Here is a 17,506-nt window from a genome sequence, read left to right on the forward strand (position 1 = left end):
AAAGTTGTCTCGAACGGCCGAATCGAGCGTCATTGATCGTTCTCATGGTGCTTTCACGGCGCTCTCATCAAGGCGGGGCACCGTGGAGCGGAATGCCGGAGTTCCGGCGGAATCCGCATGTCCAGCACGGAGGAGCCGCGCCCCCCATGAACAAGCCAGTGCGACGGGTCGCGGTCTTCTGTCTGGTGCTGATACTCGCACTGATGGGCTGGGCGACCTGGATACAGGGCGCCAAGGCCGGTACGTACCAGGACGACCCGAAGAATCCACGGGTGGCGATCGGTACGTATTCGGCGCCGCTGGGCAACATCCTCGTCGACGGGGAGCCGGTCACCGGCTCCGCCGCCACCTCGTCCACGCTGAAGTACAAGCGCACCTACAAGGACGGCCCGCTGTACGCGCCGGTCACCGGCTTCTCTTCGCAGATCTTCGGCAGCAACCAGCTGGAGAGCCTCTACCGCGACCTCCTCGACGGCTCCGACAGCCGGCTGCAGAGCCCCGCCGGCGTCCTGACCCGCCAGCGGGCCAAGGGCGGCGATGTGGCCACCACCATCGACGCCGCGGTGCAGAAGGCCGGTTACGAGGCGCTCGGTGACAAGACCGGCGCGGCGGTCGCCCTGGACCCGTCGACCGGCCGGATCCTGGGGATGGTCAGTACGCCGTCGTACGACCCGGGGAAGTTCGCCGGGTCCACCGCCGCCGACCAGAAGGCGTGGCAGGCCCTGTCGGACAGCGACGCCGAGCCGCAGCTGAACCGTGCGCTGCGCCAGCCACTGCCGCCCGGCTCCACCTTCAAACTGGTGGTTGCCGCGGCCGCGCTGGAGAACGGCCTGTACGCCTCGGTGGACGAGCCCACCGTCAGCCCCGACCCGTACACCCTGCCGCACACCAGCACCGGGCTCACCAATGAGAGCGCCACCGCGCCCTGCAAGAACGCGACCATCCGCACCGCGCTCCAGTACTCCTGCAACACCGTCTTCGGGAAGATGGCCGTCGACCTGGGGCAGGACAAGGTGGCCGCGCAGGCCGAGAAGTTCGGCTTCAACGACGGCGAGGTGGACACCCCGGTGCGGGCCGCGAAGAGCGTCTACCCCACCGACATGGACGCGGCGCAGACCGCGCTGTCCGGAATCGGCCAGTTCGACGATCAGGCGACCCCGATGCAGATGGCGATGGTCGCCTCGGCCATCGCCAACGGCGGCGAGCTGAAGACCCCGCAGCTGGTCGACAAGCTGACCGACGGCGGCGGCAACACCGTCCTGGAGAACGGCCCGAAGACGTACGCCAAGACGATGTCGGCACGGACGGCCGCCCAGCTGCGGTCGGCGATGCAGACGGTCGTGGACAAGGGCACGGGATCGAACGCGAAGATCGGCGGACTGACCGTCGGCGGCAAGACCGGTACCGCTCAGCACGGCGTGGACAACAGTGGTACGCCCTATGCCTGGTTCGTCTCGTACGCCGAGGACGGCCAGGGCCGCCAGGTGGCGGTGGCCGTGATGGTCGAGGACGGCCGCGCGGCCCGGAACGAGGTCTCCGGCAACGGTCTGGCCGCCCCGATCGCCCGGGCCATGATGCAGGCCGCGCTGGCGTAGCGGAAGCCCGGCACGACACAGCACGGCGCGGGAGGCCGGAAGGCGGCGCAGCGCGCTCGCTGTCGTAGGGGCCTCGTAGACTTGTCCTCGTGAGCGAGCGCCCCCAGAACAACGACGACCCCGACCCGACCGACGCCTTTGAGGAGCTGGTCGAGGCCGAGACGAACCGGGACCCCGACCTCGCGGTGATCGAGGCCGGCAGCCGGACCTTGCGCGCGCAGGCCGGACCGCCGCAGGGGGACAGTGTTCCCACCCGGCCCAGCGACCCCGAGGTCGACCGTGCGCTGCGCGCGGTCGAGGAGGAGCTGGGCGGCCGCTGGGGCGAGACCAAGCTCGACCCGTCGGTCCAGCGCATCGTGGCGCTGATGGACATCCTGGGCTCGCCGCAGCGCGCCTACCCGTCCATCCACATCACCGGCACCAACGGCAAGACCAGCACGGCCCGGATGATCGAGGCCCTGCTGACCGCCTTCGACCTGCGCACCGGCCGCTATACGAGCCCGCACGTCCAGTCCGTCACCGAGCGGATCAGCCTGGACGGCAGCCCGATCTCCGCCGAGCGCTTCATCGAGACCTACCGCGACATCGCTCCGTATGTGGAGATGGTCGACGCCCAGCAGCAGTACCGCCTGTCGTTCTTCGAGGTGCTGACCGCGATGGCGTTCGCCGCATTCGCCGACGCGCCGGTGGACATCGCCGTGGTCGAGGTCGGCATGGGCGGCACCTGGGACGCGACGAACGTCATCGACGCGAACGTCGCCGTGATCACGCCAATCGCGCTGGACCATACCGACCGCCTGGGGGAGACCCCCGAGCAGATCGCCGTCGAGAAGTCCGGAATCATCAAGAAGGCTGCTACGACAGCGGCTGGCGCCGCGGGCACGGTCGTGATCATGGCCCAGCAGCCGGTGGACGCGGCGTCCGTGATGCTCAAGCGCGCCGTGGAGGTGGACGCCACGGTCGCCCGTGAGGGTATGGAGTTCGGCGTGCTCTCCCGTGAGGTCGCGGTCGGCGGGCAGATGCTGACGCTGCGCGGCCTGGGCGGCGAGTACCCGGAGATCTTCCTGCCGCTGTACGGCGCCCATCAGGCGCACAACGCCGCGGTGGCGCTCGCCGCGGTCGAGGCGTTCTTCGGCGTCGGCTCGGACCACGCCCGTCCGCTGGACATCGAGACCATCCGCGGCGCGTTCGCCTCGGTGGCCTCGCCGGGCCGGATGGAGGTCGTCCGGCGCAGCCCGACCGTCGTGCTGGACGCCGCGCACAACCCGGCGGGCGCGCAGGCCGCGGCCGAGGCGGTGACCGAGGCGTTCGGGTTCAGCCGACTGGTGGGTGTCGTCGGCGCAAGTGCGGACAAGGACGTCCGGGGCTTCCTGGAGGCGTTCGAGCCGATCTTCGCCGAGGTCGTGGTGACGCGTAATTCCAGCCATCGCGCGATGGACCCCGATGAGCTGGCGGCCGTCGCCGTCGAGGTGTTCGGCGCCGAGCGGGTGCAGGTCGAGCCGCGGCTGGACGACGCCTTGGAGGCGGCGATCACCCTCGCCGAGGAAGAGGGCGAGTTCTCCGGAGCGGGTGTGCTGGTGACCGGCTCCGTGATCACGGTCGGCGAGGCCCGGCTGCTGTTGGGGAGGAACTGACCATGCGCACCCTGTGTGCGAGCACGCTGATAGGCGAGTTCTTTGTGATCGGCTTCGCCGGGCTGGTCGCGATGCAGCTCAGCGATCTGCCGACGGCCACGGTCTGGGCGGTCAGCGGTACCGCGATGCTGCTGACCATCCTGCTGTGCGGGCTGCTGACCCGCCCCGGTGGCGTCCAGCTCGGCTGGGCGCTGCAGATCGCCCTGATCGTCAGCGGGTTCGTCGTGCCGGCGATGTTCTTCCTGGGCGCGGTGTTCGCGGCGCTGTGGTGGGCTTCGGTGCACTACGGGCGCAAGATCGACGCTGCGAGGGCGCAGGTGCAGGTGCCTACGGCGGGTTGATCCCCACGTCGCCGGGTGCGGCGCCGTTTCGCCCGCGACGGGCGTGGCGGCCCGTACCACCCGGCAGGTACGGGCCGGAGCCACCCCTGTAACCTCAGTGCACCCGCTGACCGTGTTCGTATCCAGGGAGTTCCTTCGTGAGCCAGCGCACGCTCGTCCTGCTCAAGCCCGACGCCGTTCGCCGCGGCCTGATCGGCGAGATTCTCGGCCGTATCGAGAAGAAGGCCGGCTGGACGATCAGCGCGCTGGAACTGCGCACCTTGGACCGCGGGCTGCTGGAACAGCACTACGCCGAGCATGTCGGCAAGCCGTTCTACGAGCCGTTGGTGGAGTTCATGTCCTCCGGTCCGGTGGTTTCGCTGGTCGTCGAGGGCGAGCGGGTGATCGAGGGCGTACGGGCGCTGGCCGGTCCGACTGACCCGATTGCCGCACCGAGTGGGTCCATTCGTGGGGACTTCGGCACGATCACCCGGGAGAATCTGATCCACGCCTCGGATTCCGAAGAGTCCGCCGAGCGCGAGATCAAGATTTTCTTCCCGGGGATTTCCTGACTATTCATCAGCTGTATACCCCTTGTGACCAGGGGCGACCGACAAAAACATCGGTCGCCCTTTGGCATATGAGCCACGATCGGGGGAACGCATCTTCACGACACGTCGTCACCATTAAGGGTGGCGGGTGCGTGTACGGCTGACAATGGCGGAACAGCCTCCCACCGTGTTCGAGTGGACGAGACTACGAACTACGATGGAGGCTTCCGCGCCTCACAGCGCATCACCTCCTGCCGACCTCCAGTAAGCATTCGCTCCAGTTGGGAAGGCCAGACGTATCCTCATGGGGAACAACATGTCGTTCATCGGCCGTGACATGGCTGTCGACCTCGGGACCGCCAACACGCTGGTGTACGTCAGGGGTCGCGGAATCGTCCTCAACGAGCCGTCGGTCGTGGCCATCAACACCAACACCGGCGGGATCCTGGCGGTGGGCGCCGAGGCGAAGAAGATGATCGGGCGCACGCCCGGCAACATCGTCGCCGTACGGCCCCTGAAGGACGGCGTGATCGCCGACTTCGAGATCACCGAGCGGATGCTCCGCTACTTCATCCTGAAGATCCACAAGCGGCGCTATCTGGCCCGCCCGCGGGTGGTCGTCTGCGTCCCCTCCGGTATCACCGGAGTTGAGCGCCGCGCCGTCATCGAGGCCTCGACCCAGGCCGGCGCGCGCCAGGTCCACATCATCGAGGAACCGATGGCCGCCGCGATCGGGTCCGGTCTGCCGGTCCACGAGGCCACCGGCAACATGGTCGTGGACATCGGCGGCGGTACCACCGAGGTCGCGGTCATCTCGCTCGGCGGGATCGTCACCGCCCAGTCCATCCGGGTGGCCGGCGATGAACTGGACAACGCGATCATCCAGCACATCAAGAAGGAGTACAGCCTTCTGCTGGGCGAGCGCACCGCCGAGAGCATCAAGATCACCATCGGCTCGGCGTACGACCTCGACCAGGACGAGCACACCGAGATCCGCGGCCGCGACCTGGTCTCCGGCCTGCCGAAGACCGTCGTCATCTCGGCCGCCGAGGTCCGCAAGGCCATCGAGGAACCCGTCAACTCCATCGTCGACGCGGTCAAGACGACCCTCGACAAGTGCCCGCCGGAGCTGTCAGGTGACGTCATGGACCGCGGCATCGTGCTCACCGGAGGCGGCGCCCTGCTCCGCGGCCTCGACGAGCGGCTGCGCCGCGAGACCGGAATGCCCATCCACATCGCCGAGGACCCGCTCGACTCCGTCGCGCTCGGTTCCGGTAAGTGCGTGGAGGAGTTCGAGGCCCTCCAGCAGGTCCTCGACTCCCAGCCGCGCAGGTAGCAAGACCTCGGTCCCGGCACCCTGTGGGCGCCATACGGCGTCCGCCGGGGCCGGGAACCGCAGACGGACAGCGGTCGATTCGTACCCCGTGATCGGCTGATATACAGGCACAACACAGCGACAAACACGGTGCACTGACGCTTCACCACCGGGCACCGCGCATAGAGGCACAACGCTCAACTCCCGAACGAGACCGGCGCGGGCCCGCAGCCGGCCGGTCCTACGAGGAAGGACACGGCCGCCGCACGTGAGGGACACACGAGAGAGCCGGCTGCTGCTGGTGCTGCTGGTCGCGATCGCGTTCGCGCTGATCACGGTCGATATCCGCGGCGGTGAACAGTCCCCGCTCGACGGTGCCCGGCAAGCCGCCGCCTCCGCCTTCGGCCCGGTCGAGAACGGCGTCGCCCGTATCGTCGACCCGGTGGGCAACGCCGTCGGTGCGGTACGGGACTCCGGCGAGCGGCACACCCGGATCAGCGGGCTGGAGCACGAGAACGCCGCCCTCAAGGCCAAGCTCGGATCCTCCGACCGCAACCGCAGCCGCGCCGCCCAGCTCGACAAGATGCTCAAGAGCGCCGGCACCGGCCAGTACGGCATCAAGGGCGCCCAGGTCATCGCCATCGGCGCGGCCCAGGGCTTTTCCTGGACCGTCACCATCGACGCCGGCACCCGCGACGGCATCGCCCGCGATATGACCGTCCTCAACGGTGACGGGCTGGTCGGCCGGGTCACCACCGTCAGCGCCAACACCGCCACCGTGCTGCTGGCCAACGACCCGGACTTCACCGTCGGCACCCGCATGGAGAAGTCCAACGAGATCGGCTTCGGCAACGGACAGGGCGGCCGCTCGCTGCGCGTCGAGCTCCTCAACGGCAGGGCTCCGATCAAGCGGGGCGACCGTCTGGTCACCTTCGGCTCCAGCGCCGACAAGCCGTTCGTGCCCGGCGTGCCGGTCGGCGAGGTCGTCAAGGTCGAGCCGTCCAACGGCGATCTGACCCGCACCCTCCAGGTCCGGCCGTTCGTCGCCTTCTCCCAGCTCGACATCGTCGGTGTCGTCGTCCTGCCGCCCCGCCAGGACCCGCGCGACACCGTCCTGCCGCCCAAACCGGCCAAGCCCAAGCCGACGCCGACGGTCACCGTCACGGCCACCCCCACCGCGAGCGTCCCTCCCAGGAGCTGACCGATGCGCATCAACCGGATCCTGCTCGCCACCCCGCTGGTGGTCATCGCCCTGGTCGCCCAGGTCAGCATCCTCGCCCGCCTCCAACTGCCCGGCGCCGTCCCCGACCTGATGCTGCTCGTCGTGGTCGGCCTGGCGCTGGTCTACGGCCATGTCGGCGGCGCCCTGACCGGCTTCGGCGCCGGCCTGCTCGCCGACCTCGCACCGCCCTCCGACCACGCCATCGGCAGCTACGCCCTGGTGCTCTGCGTCATCGGCTACGCCGCCGGCCTGACCCGGCCCGAGTCCGGCCGGCACCGCTCGGCGACGATCCCCCTCGTGGTCGTCGTCGGCGCCGCCGTCGGCTCGACCCTGCTCTACGCGGCTGTCGGCTCCCTCGTCGGTGACTCCGCCGCCCGGCACGTCGGCATCGGCGGACTGCTGCTCAGCGCCACCATCTACGACCTGCTGCTCGCCCCCTTCACCGTCCCGCTGGTGATGGCGCTGGCCCGCAGGACCGAGAACGACGCACTGACCGGCGACGGCAGCCAGAGCGGCTCGGCCAACAGCCGCGAGCCCGCGTACGGCTGGCTCAGCTCCGGCACCGGCCTCAAGGGCAGCCGCGGCCTCCTGAAGGCCGGGCGCGTGGGCCGGACGACCAAGGTGCCGCGGATCGGCAGCCAACGCGGCGGACTGCTCGGCAGGTCGGCCCGCAGCAAGGCGACCCGCATCAAGGGGGTCAAGCGGCTGTGAGTGAGCGGAGCGAGGGAACCGTCAAAAGGTGCGCGTCGCGCTGGGGGCGCGGGGCCGAGCGCAGCGAGGTACCGGCTGTGAGTGAGCGGAGCGAGGGAGCCATTAGAAGGTGCGCGCCCCGCGAATGCGGGGCCGAGCGCAGCGAGGTACCGGCTGTGAGTGAGCGGAGCGAGGGAGCCATCAGAAGGTGCGCGCCCCGCGAATGCGGGGCCGAGCGCAGCGAGGTACCGGCATGAGCGGCGCACTCTCCGCGGGGGCGGCGCGGTCGACGACCGCGGACCGAGCCGGGCACCGGGCCATCGGACATTCAGTGGGGGCGCTGTGAGCAACATTCCCGAGACCGGCCGGACCTCCCGGGTCACCGTCCGCCTCATCGCGATCCAGATCCTCGTCTTCTCCCTTCTGCTCACCCTCGGCGGGCGGCTCTGGTATCTGCAGATCCGCAACGGCGAGGAGTACGCCAACGAGGCCAAGAACAACCACGTCCAGCAGGTCATCGAGCCCGCCACCCGCGGCTCCATCCTCGACGCGCGCGGGGTGCCGCTGGCCGACAACCAGACCCGTCTGGTCGTCTCCGCCAGCCGTACCGAGCTGCTGAAGATGAAGGACGACGGCAAGGCCGTGCTCGGCCGGCTCTCCAAGGTGCTGGGCATGTCCGAGCAGGAGATCCGCAACAAGGTCCGGCTCTGCGACTCCAAGACCCCGCAGCCCTGCTGGAACGGCTCCCCCTTCCAGCCGATCCCGATCACGGACGAGGCCACCACCCAGCAGGCCCTCCAGATCCGCGAGCGCTCCGAGGACTTCCCCGGCATCAGCGCCGAGCCCACCGCCGTCCGCCGTTACGGCGCCCCCGGCAGCGCCAACACCGCCCAGGTCCTCGGCTATCTCTCGCCGGTCACCGACGAAGAGATCAACAAGGCCAAGGACAGCAGCTCGCCGCTGCTGCGCTCCGACCAGATCGGCCGGTCCGGGCTGGAGCGGACGTACGACAGCGAGCTGCGCGGCAAGGCTCATGTGAACCGCTACGAGGTCGACAACCTCGGCCGGGTCATCGGCGAGTCCAAGAGCGAGAAGGGCGAGTCCGGCGCCAGCGTCGTCACCAGCATCGACGCCCGCGTGCAGGGGGTGGCGGAAAAGGAGCTGGAGCAGGCCATGAAGGACGCCCGCAAGGAGCGGGACAGGAACACCGGCACCAATTACAAGGCCGACGCGGGCGCCGTGGTCGTCATGGAGGCGAAGACCGGCCGGGTGGTGGCGATGGCCTCCAACCCCACGTACGACCCCAACGCCTGGGTCGGCGGGATCTCCGGCAAGGACTACGCCAAGCTCACCGGCAAGAACTCCAACTATCCGCTGCTGAACCGCGCCATCCAGGGCCAGGCGGCCCCCGGCTCGATCTTCAAGGTCATCTCGACCGCCGCCGCGGTCAACGCCGGCTACAAGTTCAACGGCAACTACCCCTGCGGCAGCTCTTACACCGCCGATGGCCAGACGTACAAGAACTTCGAGTCGCAGAGCCATGGCTCGATCAACCTGGGCCGGGCGCTGGAGGTCTCCTGCGACACCGTCTTCTACAAGCTCTCGCACGACGAGTGGAGGCGGGACGGCGGGGACAAGCCGAAGACGGACGCCAAGAACTGGTTCTACAAGACCGCCCACCAGTTCGGCCTCGGTGACAAGACCGGCGTCGACCTCCCCAACGAGGTCACCGGCCGGGTCCCCGACCGCCAGTGGAAGAAGGACTTCTGGAAGGCCAACAAGGTCGGCTGGTGCGAGCAGGCCAAGGCCTGGCCGAAGAAGAAGGACTTCGGTACGAAGCTCGCCCGTGAGAACTGCCTTGAGGGCATGAAGCTGCACGCCTACGACTCGATCAACTACGCCATCGGGCAGGGCGACACCCTCGTCACCCCGATCCAGATGGCGACCATCTACGCCGCGATCAGCAACGGTGGCACGCTCTACAACCCGAGCGTCGGCAAGGCCGTCATCAGCCCCGACGGCAAGCACATCCGGCGCATCCAGCCCCAGGCGCACGGCAAGCTGCCGGTGACCAAGCAGACCCTCGCGCAGATGGACGGCGCCCTCGCCGGTGTCGCCACCCGGGGCACCGCCGCCTGGCGGTTCGGCGGCTGGCCCCAGGACAAGATCCCGATGCACGCCAAGACCGGTACGGCCGAGGTCTACGGCAAGCAGACGACGTCGTGGTTCGCGACGTACACCAAGGACTACACGATCGTGATGACCATCTCCCAGGGTGGTACCGGCTCCGGTGCCTCCGGTCCGGCCGTGCGCAAGATCTACAACGCGATCTACGGGCTCAACGACAAGGGTGACCTCGACCCGAAGGCCGCCCTGCTCCCGAAGCCGCAGGCCACGCTGCCCAAGATCGAGGACGACGGCACGATCGTGGCCCAGCCCATCAAGCCCTATGTCGCGCCGAAGCCGTCGCCGTCTGCCTCGGGGAGCCCGGAATGACGACCAGCCGCATTGTTCCCCGGGCGTTCGCCGTCCGCCGCTACAGCCCCGAACTCAACACCTGGGGCAAGCTCACCGCGCGCGACTCGGTCCTCCGCAAGCTGGACTGGATACTGCTGCTGTGCTGCGTCGCCCTGTCCCTCATCGGCTCGCTGCTGGTCTTCTCCGCCACCCGCAACCGCATCGAGCTCAACCACGGCGACCAGTACCAGTTCTTCCTGCACCACCTGCTGAACACCGGTATCGGTCTGGCGCTGGCCGCCTGCACGATCTGGCTGGGCCATCGCACGCTGCGCGGTGCGATTCCGGTCCTCTACGGCGTGTCGGTCGCGCTCGCGCTGCTCGTGCTGACCCCGCTGGGCGCCACCATCAACGGTTCGCGTTCCTGGCTGGCGATCCCGGGCGGCTTCTCCCTCCAGCCCGCCGAGTTCGCGAAGATCACCATCACGCTCGGTATGGCGATGCTCCTGGCATCCAGGGTCGACGCGGGCGACCGGTCGCACCCCGGCCACTACACCGTCGTCCAGGCCCTCGGCCTGGCCGCCGTCCCCGTGGCCGTCATCATGCTCATGCCCGACCTGGGCTCGGTCATGGTGCTGGGCGCCATCATCCTCGGCGTGTTGCTCGCCTCCGGCGCCTCCAACCGCTGGATCCTCGGCCTCCTGGGCACCGGCGTCATCGGCTGCCTGACCGTCTGGCAGCTCGGTCTGCTCGACGACTACCAGATCGCCCGGTTCGCGGCGTTCGCCAACCCGAGCCTCGACCCGGCCGGCGTCGGCTACAACACCAACCAGGCGCGCATCGCGATCGGCGGCGGCGGGCTGACTGGCTCCGGCCTGTTCAAGGGCAGCCAGACCACCGGCCAGTTCGTCCCCGAGCAGCAGACGGACTTCATCTTCACCGTCGCCGGCGAGGAACTCGGCTTCCTCGGCGCGGGCCTGATCATCATCCTGCTCGGCGTGGTGCTGTGGCGCGCCTGCCGCATCGCACGTGAGACGTCCGAGCTCTACGGGACGATCGTCGCCGCCGGCATCATCGCCTGGTTCGCCTTCCAGGCCTTCGAGAACATCGGCATGACCCTCGGCATCATGCCCGTCACCGGCCTCCCGCTCCCGTTCGTCTCCTACGGCGGCACCTCGATGTTCGCCGTCTGGATCGCGATCGGGCTGCTTCAGTCGATCAGGGTGCAGCGGCCGGTATCGGCTTCGCGCTGAGGGCCGCTGAGGAACGAGGGTCGAGGGCTACGCCGGGCCGCCGTCGGTCGCGTAGAGCTCGAACCACAGGGACGTCGAACGGGCCGGCCCCTCGAAGGGGGTGGTGCCCCAGCGGTCGGCGAGGTGGGCGAGGAGCAGCAGGCAGTGGCCCAGCTCCTGCGCGGGTGCCGGGACCCGGCCCGAGGCCTCGTCGTGGACGCTGATCCGGAGGGCGTCGTCGGTGGTCAGGATGCGCAGCAGGATGTCCGTGCGGCCCGGGGCGCGGAGGTGGGAGTGGGTGACCGCTTCCGAGGTGAGCAGTACCGCGGTGTCCAGGAGGGGCGAAAGGTTCGTGCGGCTCAGGACGGCCCGTACGAAGTCGCGGGCGGCTTTCGGGGCGGTGGGCTGGTTCGGTGCCGTCAGGAGGTACGGGCGGGCACCCGCCGAGACACGGATGGGTGTCCGGGCGACTGCTGCGGTGTAAGGGTGCACGGGTTTCTCCCTCCCCGAAGGGGTCGAGTGAGCGCCGGAGTGAATGTCACCCTGTGTGGATGACGTGTGACACACCGTAATTCACCTCATGTCCTCAGGGCTACTCGCCCTCATGGGTGTCAGGGCCTCCCGTGTTGACGGTCGTCCACTGCGCAGGCGGCCGGTCGGATGGGTGGTCGTCGGTGAGGCAGATGACTAGATTCGACTCATGGCGGACACCGTGCGCGAAGTCGAGCGGAAGTACGAGACCACCGACGACACCCGGCTGCCCGACCTGACCGAGGTGGACCGGGTCGCGGCCGTGGTGGAACACGGCGTCTCGACCCTGGACGCCACGTACTACGACACCGCCGACCAGCGCCTGGCCGCCGACGGCATCACGCTGCGGCGCCGCACCGGCGGTCATGACGCGGGCTGGCATCTGAAGCTGCCGGTCGAGCCCGGGGTGCGGGACGAGGTGCGGGCCCCACTGTCCGACGCGCCGCCCCGGGAACTGACCGCGCTCGTGCGGTCACGGGTGCTCGGCCAGGAGCTGGCGCCCGTCGTACGGCTGCGGACCCGGCGCACGATCCGGGTCCTCCAAGACGCCGCGGGCACGCCGCTGGCCGAGGTGGCGGAGGACGCGGTGTGGGCGCGCCGGGCCGGCCCGCCGGGCGAGAAGACGGGTCCGCCGGACGCGGCTGACGAGGCCGGGGAGGCCCGGGAGGCCCGCTGGCACGAGATCGAGGTGGAGCTGGCCGAGGGCCGCGAGGGCGCTGGGGGAGACGACGGCACCGGGCTGCTGGACGAGGTCGGGCGGCTGCTGGTCGCCGCAGGGGCGCGCCCAGCCAAGGCGCCGTCGAAGCTGGCGCGGGCGCTGGACGAGACCGGGCAGGGTGAACCGGCCGGGCGTCGCGCCGCTTCCGGCAGGCCCCGCGCCAAAGGGGCCGCGAAGAAGGCCGGAAAATCGGCCCCCACCGCCGGTGACATCGTCCTGCGGTACGTCCGTGAGCAGGTCCGGGTGATCGTCGAACTGGATCCGGCGGTACGGCGCGATATGCCCGACTCCGTACACCGGATGCGGGTCGCCACCCGCCGTCTGCGCAGTGCCTTCCGCTCCTATGCGAAGGTGCTCGACCGCGCCGTCACCGAACCCATCGGCATCGAACTCCAGTGGCTGGCAGCCGAGTTGGGCGTGGACCGGGACCGTGAGGTGCTGACCGAGCGGCTGCGCGCCGGACTGGCCGAACTGCCCCGGTCGCTGCACCTCGGGCCGGTGGCCGCCCGGCTGCGGATCTGGTCGGAGCGGAGCCGTCACGGGTCGCGACGGACCCTGCTCGCCGTACTGGACGGGGAGCGCTATCTCGCGCTGCTGGAGACGCTGCATGCCTTCCTGGAGGAGCCGCCGCTGCGGAAGGCCGCCCGGCGGCCCGCGCCGGAGGTGATGTCGGCGGCCGTACTGAAGGACTACGGGCGCCTCGCCGGCCGTATGGAGACCGCGCTGGGCGCGCCGCCCGGGACGGCGCGGGATGTGGCGCTGCACAACGCCCGCAAGGCGGCCAAACGGACCCGGTACGCGGCGGAGGCGGCCACCCCGGCGCTCGGCAAACCGGCGAAGAAGTTCACCAAGCGAACAAAGCGGGTGCAGCAGCTGCTGGGCGACCACCAGGACAGCGTGGTGGCGCGCGGGACGCTGCGCGACCTGGCGGTCCAGGCGCAGCACGCCGGCGAGGGCGGCTTCACGTTCGGGTTGCTGTACGGCCGGGAGGAGGCCCGCGCGGCCGACCGCGAGCGCGAGCTGCCGGGGGTGTGGGAGAAGGTCTCACGCCTGCGGTTGTGACCATATGAGTGGTTTCGTTGTACAGATGCACGGCTGCTCCGCCGACGCGGAGGTGATCCGGTCTCGCGCCGCAAGCAGCGGGACGCGCTGCGGTGCTCCCCGCCACTGCGGGGGTTCTTCAAGATCGCCGTGCCGAGGGGCGACTCCGAGCGGGTTACGCTTGTGAGTCGCCCCCCGTCAGCCCACGAAGGTTCGAGATGTCCGAGTCGGTTTTCCCGCAGCTCGAAGCTCTGCTCCCGCATGTGCAGAAGCCCATCCAGTACGTCGGCGGAGAGCTCAACTCCACCGTCAAGCCCTGGGATGAGTGCGACGTGCGCTGGGCGCTCATGTACCCCGACGCGTACGAGGTCGGTCTGCCCAACCAGGGCGTCATGATCCTTTACGAGGTCCTCAACGAGCAGGAGGGGGTCCTGGCCGAGCGCACGTACAGCGTGTGGCCGGACCTCGAAGCGCTGATGCGCGAGCACGACGTGCCACAGTTCACCGTCGACGCGCACCGCCCGGTCAGCGCCTTCGACGTGCTCGGCGTCTCGTTCTCCACCGAGCTCGGCTACACCAACCTGCTCACCGCCCTGGACCTGTCCGGCATCCCGATCGAGGCCAAGGACCGCACGGAGGACCACCCGCTGATCCTCGCGGGCGGCCACGCGGCCTTCAACCCGGAGCCGATCGCGGACTTCCTGGACTGCGCGGTCGTCGGCGACGGCGAGCAGGCGGTGCTGGAGATCACCGGCATCATCCGCGCCTGGAAGGCCGAGGGCCGGCCCGGCGGCCGCGATGAGCTGCTGTTCCGCCTCGCGAAGACCGGCAGCGTCTACGTGCCCAAGTTCTACGACGTCGAGTACCTGCCCGACGGACGCATCGCCCGCGTCGTCCCGAACCGCTCCGGCGTCCCGTGGCGGGTCTCCAAGCACACCGTCATGGACCTGGACGAGTGGCCCTACCCCAAGCAGCCGCTCGTCCCCCTCGCCGAGACCGTCCATGAGCGGATGTCGGTCGAGATCTTCCGTGGCTGCACCCGCGGCTGCCGTTTCTGCCAGGCCGGCATGATCACGCGTCCCGTACGGGAGCGAAGCATCACCGGCATCGGCGACATGGTGGAGAAGGGGCTGAAGGCCACGGGATTCGAGGAGGTCGGCCTGCTGTCGCTGTCCTCCGCGGACCACACCGAGATCGGCGATATCGCCAAGGGCCTCGCCGACCGGTACGAGGAAGACAAGATCGGTCTGTCGCTGCCGTCGACCCGCGTCGACGCCTTCAACATCGATCTTGCCAACGAGCTGACCCGTAACGGCCGTCGCTCGGGTCTGACCTTCGCGCCCGAGGGCGGCTCGGAGCGCATCCGCAAGGTCATCAACAAGATGGTCTCCGAAGAGGACCTGATCAGGACCGTCTCCACGGCCTACGGCAACGGCTGGCGGCAGGTGAAGCTCTACTTCATGTGCGGTCTGCCGACCGAGACCGACGAGGACGTGCTGCAGATCGGCGACATGGCGGTCAACGTCATCGCCGAGGGCCGCAAGGTCTCCGGGCAGAACGACATCCGCTGCACGGTCTCCATCGGCGGCTTCGTGCCCAAGCCGCACACCCCCTTCCAGTGGGCGCCGCAGCTCTCCGCCGAGGAGACCGACGCACGCCTGACGAAGCTGCGCGACAAGATCCGCGGCGACAAGAAGTACGGCCGCTCCATCGGCTTCCGCTACCACGACGGCAAGCCCGGCATCGTCGAGGGCCTGCTCTCGCGCGGCGACCGCCGCATCGGCTCGGTCATCCGCGCCGTCTACGAGAGCGGCGGCCGCTTCGACGGCTGGCGCGAGCACTTCTCGTACGACCGCTGGATGCAGGCCGCGGAGAAGGCCCTCCCGGACTTCGGCGTGGACGTCGCCTGGTACACCACGCGTGAGCGCACGTACGAGGAGGTCCTGCCCTGGGACCACCTGGACTCCGGTCTCGACAAGGACTGGCTCTGGGAGGACTGGCAGGACGCCCTCGACGAGACCGAGGTCGAGGACTGCCGCTGGACCCCGTGCTTCGACTGCGGCGTCTGCCCGCAGATGGACACGGAGATCCAGATCGGCCCGACCGGCAAGAAGCTGCTGCCGCTCTCGGTCGTCAAGTAGCCCTGGAGTTACGGCAGTTCGGCCCGGCCACCGGAACGTCGGTGGCCGGGCCGACGCATACCCGCCCACACTGGGGCGATGCCCCAGCTCATCGCACCCGACGTACATGTCCACGCCTCCTTCCTGGCGGCCATGAAAGAGTTCCAGGCCGAGGGGAGGGGGGAGGGCGGCTCGGCGATCGACCGGGAGATACGCCAGTACGGCGCCGACTGGCACGCCCCGGACGTCTTCGCCGAATACACCGCGTGGCTACGGTCCTTCGCCGACGAAGAGATCGTGCGCCCCATGGACTACGTCCCTTGCAGCAACCTCTGGTATGCCGAAGAAGGCACTTACCTCGGCCGCCTCGCCATCCGCCACCGCCTCAACGACTTCCTGCACGAGTACGGCGGCCACATCGGCTACGACATACGCCCCACCGCCCGCCGCCGCGGCCATGCCACCGCGATGCTGCGCGAGGCGCTGCCGATGGCCCGTGCGCGCGGCCTTGACTCCGTGCTGGTCACCTGCGACACCACCAACACGGCCTCCCGTAAGGTCATTGAGGGTTGCGGCGGCGTCTTCGAGGACCAGCGCGGTGAGAAGCTGCGCTATTGGATCGACACCCAACAGCAGTCGGCGTACGAGCACATCTGAGGTACCGGAGTTCAAGGGGGACGCCGCATGGAACGGGGCCGACACGAGCACTACGAGCCGGGCGAGGGCTGTCTGACGCGGTTGGTCCGCATCCCCGTCCGTATCGTGGTGCTGGTCATCGTCCTGCCGCTGCGCATGATCTGGGACGTGCTGGCGGTCTGCGGGCGGGCACTGAACCGCACGGTGCTGACGCCGGTCGGGCGGGCGATCGCCTGGCTGGCCGAGCGGGTGACCGAGGCCGCGGTATGGCTGGGCAAGGCGCTGTTCGTCTGGCCATGGGTGGCGTTGTGGCAGTACGTCCTGGCGCCGGCCGGACGGGGGATCGCGGTGGCCGCGGTGTTCCTGGCCCGCTACCTCGTGATCGTCCCGGGGGTCTTCCTGGTGCGCTATCTGGTGGTCGTCCCCGTGACGTTCCTGGTGCGGTATCTCATCGTCGTCCCGGCGGTGTGGCTGTACGCCTACGCACTGACCCCTCTCGGGCACGGGCTCACCTGGCTGGTGCGGGCGCTGGGCGATGCCGTGGTGTTCCTCGTCCGCTATCTGGTGGTCGTCCCCGTGACGTTCCTGGTGCGGTATCTCATCGTCGACCCGGCGGTGTGGCTGTACGCCTACGCACTGACCCCCCTCGGGCACGGGCTCACCTGGCTGGCGCGGGCGCTGGGCGATGCCGTGGTGTTCCTCGTCCGGTATCTGCTGGTGGTGCCGGTGACGTTCCTGGTGCGGTACCTCCTGGTCGTCCCGGCGAAGTGGCTGTACGCGTATGTGCTGACGCCCATCGGGCGGGGGATCGCCTGGCTGGTGCGGGGCATCGGTACGGCCGTCGCCTGGTTGGCCCGGGGCATCGGAACAGCCGTCGCCTGGTTGGCCCGGGGCATCGCCACCGTCATCGCCACGCTCGTTCGGTGGATCCTCGTCGTGCCGGCCGTCGCGCTGTGGCGCCATGTGCTGCTCCCGGCCGGACGGGCGCTGGCCGCCGCGGTGACCGTGGTCGCCCGTGAGGTCGCCGACGCGCTCGGGCACTGCTGGCGGGCCGCCGGCTTCATCTCCCGCGCCGTCGGGCGGTTCCTCGGCCGGCTCCTGCGGTGGATCGTCGTCGAACCGTGCCGCTGGGCGTACCGGACCGTGCTCACCCCGCTCGGGCACGGCATCCGCGACGGCATCTGGCGGCCGGTCCGGCATGTGCTGCGGGAGACCGGCAGGGCCACCCGGCGGGCGCTGACCGCCGCCCGCGAGTCCGCCCGGCAGACCCGCAAGGAGCTCCGGCGCGCCCTGTTCGGAGCCCCCAAGGAGCCGGTGCGAGCCGAGGCTGTACTGCCCCGCCGGGAACCGCGGGACTCCGCGGCACGTACTCTAGGTAGCAGTACGACCGCACTCACGAAGGACTGAACGACACTGGGCAAGCGACAGCCCGAAGGCCCGCCGC

General features: G+C 69.6%; 14 protein-coding genes. 13 read left to right on the plus strand and 1 reads right to left on the minus strand.

Going from position 1 to position 17,506, the window contains the following annotated elements; genetic code table 11:
• The first annotated feature begins 146 nt into the window (after nucleotides 1-146).
• The 9 genes from AB0I10_RS05880 (at nucleotide 147) to rodA (ending at nucleotide 11,037) form a co-directional block, all read left to right on the plus strand.
• Nucleotides 147-1,595, plus strand: a complete 1,449-nt coding sequence (locus tag AB0I10_RS05880; RefSeq protein ID WP_363151059.1) for a penicillin-binding transpeptidase domain-containing protein — start codon at nucleotides 147-149, stop codon at nucleotides 1,593-1,595.
• Nucleotides 1,596-1,684: 89 nt separating this feature from the next.
• Nucleotides 1,685-3,229, plus strand: coding sequence for a folylpolyglutamate synthase/dihydrofolate synthase family protein (locus tag AB0I10_RS05885; RefSeq protein WP_363151060.1), 1,545 nt, complete (start codon nucleotides 1,685-1,687; stop codon nucleotides 3,227-3,229).
• 2 nt (nucleotides 3,230-3,231) lie between these two features.
• Nucleotides 3,232-3,570 (plus strand): DUF4233 domain-containing protein, encoded by a 339-nt coding sequence (locus AB0I10_RS05890; protein WP_363151061.1) that lies wholly within the window; start codon nucleotides 3,232-3,234, stop codon nucleotides 3,568-3,570.
• A gap of 137 nt (nucleotides 3,571-3,707) precedes the next feature.
• Entirely contained in the window at nucleotides 3,708-4,121 is a 414-nt protein-coding gene (gene ndk / locus AB0I10_RS05895; protein WP_363151062.1) for a nucleoside-diphosphate kinase, read from the plus strand.
• Between the two features lie 295 nt (nucleotides 4,122-4,416).
• Complete coding sequence (locus AB0I10_RS05900) at nucleotides 4,417-5,436, plus strand: rod shape-determining protein (protein ID WP_030249658.1); 1,020 nt, start codon at nucleotides 4,417-4,419, stop codon at nucleotides 5,434-5,436.
• Between the two features lie 247 nt (nucleotides 5,437-5,683).
• Nucleotides 5,684-6,616, plus strand: coding sequence for a rod shape-determining protein MreC (mreC, locus tag AB0I10_RS05905; protein ID WP_363151063.1), 933 nt, complete (start codon nucleotides 5,684-5,686; stop codon nucleotides 6,614-6,616).
• Between the two features lie 3 nt (nucleotides 6,617-6,619).
• On the plus strand, nucleotides 6,620-7,348 hold the full coding sequence (gene mreD, locus AB0I10_RS05910; RefSeq protein ID WP_363151064.1) for a rod shape-determining protein MreD: 729 nt from the start codon (nucleotides 6,620-6,622) through the stop codon (nucleotides 7,346-7,348).
• Between the two features lie 321 nt (nucleotides 7,349-7,669).
• Nucleotides 7,670-9,823, plus strand: a complete 2,154-nt coding sequence (mrdA, locus tag AB0I10_RS05915; protein ID WP_363151065.1) for a penicillin-binding protein 2 — start codon at nucleotides 7,670-7,672, stop codon at nucleotides 9,821-9,823.
• On the plus strand, nucleotides 9,820-11,037 hold the full coding sequence (gene rodA, locus AB0I10_RS05920; RefSeq protein ID WP_363151066.1) for a rod shape-determining protein RodA: 1,218 nt from the start codon (nucleotides 9,820-9,822) through the stop codon (nucleotides 11,035-11,037). Before mrdA ends, rodA begins: the two co-directional genes overlap by 4 nt.
• 27 nt (nucleotides 11,038-11,064) lie before the next feature.
• Here the strand turns inward: rodA and AB0I10_RS05925 are convergent, their stop codons facing one another.
• Nucleotides 11,065-11,508, minus strand: coding sequence for an ATP-binding protein (locus AB0I10_RS05925; RefSeq protein WP_363151067.1), 444 nt, complete (start codon nucleotides 11,506-11,508; stop codon nucleotides 11,065-11,067).
• Between the two features lie 208 nt (nucleotides 11,509-11,716).
• On the opposite strand from AB0I10_RS05925, the gene AB0I10_RS05930 reads away from it, so the two are divergent.
• From AB0I10_RS05930 to AB0I10_RS05945, 4 genes are all read left to right on the plus strand, one after another.
• Nucleotides 11,717-13,327 carry a CYTH and CHAD domain-containing protein gene (locus AB0I10_RS05930; RefSeq protein WP_363151068.1) on the plus strand — a complete coding sequence of 537 codons (1,611 nt, stop codon included), beginning with the start codon at nucleotides 11,717-11,719 and terminating at the stop codon, nucleotides 13,325-13,327.
• Nucleotides 13,328-13,524: 197 nt separating this feature from the next.
• Nucleotides 13,525-15,447, plus strand: coding sequence for a TIGR03960 family B12-binding radical SAM protein (locus AB0I10_RS05935; protein ID WP_363151069.1), 1,923 nt, complete (start codon nucleotides 13,525-13,527; stop codon nucleotides 15,445-15,447).
• Between the two features lie 78 nt (nucleotides 15,448-15,525).
• Nucleotides 15,526-16,083, plus strand: coding sequence for a GNAT family N-acetyltransferase (locus AB0I10_RS05940; protein ID WP_363151070.1), 558 nt, complete (start codon nucleotides 15,526-15,528; stop codon nucleotides 16,081-16,083).
• Between the two features lie 27 nt (nucleotides 16,084-16,110).
• Entirely contained in the window at nucleotides 16,111-17,469 is a 1,359-nt protein-coding gene (locus tag AB0I10_RS05945) for a hypothetical protein (protein WP_363151071.1), read from the plus strand.
• Nucleotides 17,470-17,506 lie beyond the last annotated feature (37 nt).

It is taken from the genome of Streptomyces sp. NPDC050636 (assembly GCF_040654775.1).
Classification (GTDB): domain Bacteria; phylum Actinomycetota; class Actinomycetes; order Streptomycetales; family Streptomycetaceae; genus Streptomyces.

Bases quoted from the DNA above. Each gene is read 5' to 3' on its own strand.
- AB0I10_RS05880 (WP_363151059.1), top strand. From the start codon at position 147: ATGAACAAGCCAGTGCGACGGGTCGCGGTCTTCTGTCTGGTGCTGATA.
- AB0I10_RS05900 (WP_030249658.1), top strand. From the start codon at position 4,417: ATGTCGTTCATCGGCCGTGACATGGCTGTCGACCTCGGGACCGCCAAC.
- mreD (WP_363151064.1), top strand. From the start codon at position 6,620: ATGCGCATCAACCGGATCCTGCTCGCCACCCCGCTGGTGGTCATCGCC.
- AB0I10_RS05930 (WP_363151068.1), top strand. From the start codon at position 11,717: ATGGCGGACACCGTGCGCGAAGTCGAGCGGAAGTACGAGACCACCGAC.
- AB0I10_RS05945 (WP_363151071.1), top strand. From the start codon at position 16,111: ATGGAACGGGGCCGACACGAGCACTACGAGCCGGGCGAGGGCTGTCTG.
- AB0I10_RS05890 (WP_363151061.1), top strand. From the start codon at position 3,232: ATGCGCACCCTGTGTGCGAGCACGCTGATAGGCGAGTTCTTTGTGATC.
- AB0I10_RS05940 (WP_363151070.1), top strand. From the start codon at position 15,526: ATGCCCCAGCTCATCGCACCCGACGTACATGTCCACGCCTCCTTCCTG.
- rodA (WP_363151066.1), top strand. From the start codon at position 9,820: ATGACGACCAGCCGCATTGTTCCCCGGGCGTTCGCCGTCCGCCGCTAC.
- AB0I10_RS05935 (WP_363151069.1), top strand. From the start codon at position 13,525: ATGTCCGAGTCGGTTTTCCCGCAGCTCGAAGCTCTGCTCCCGCATGTG.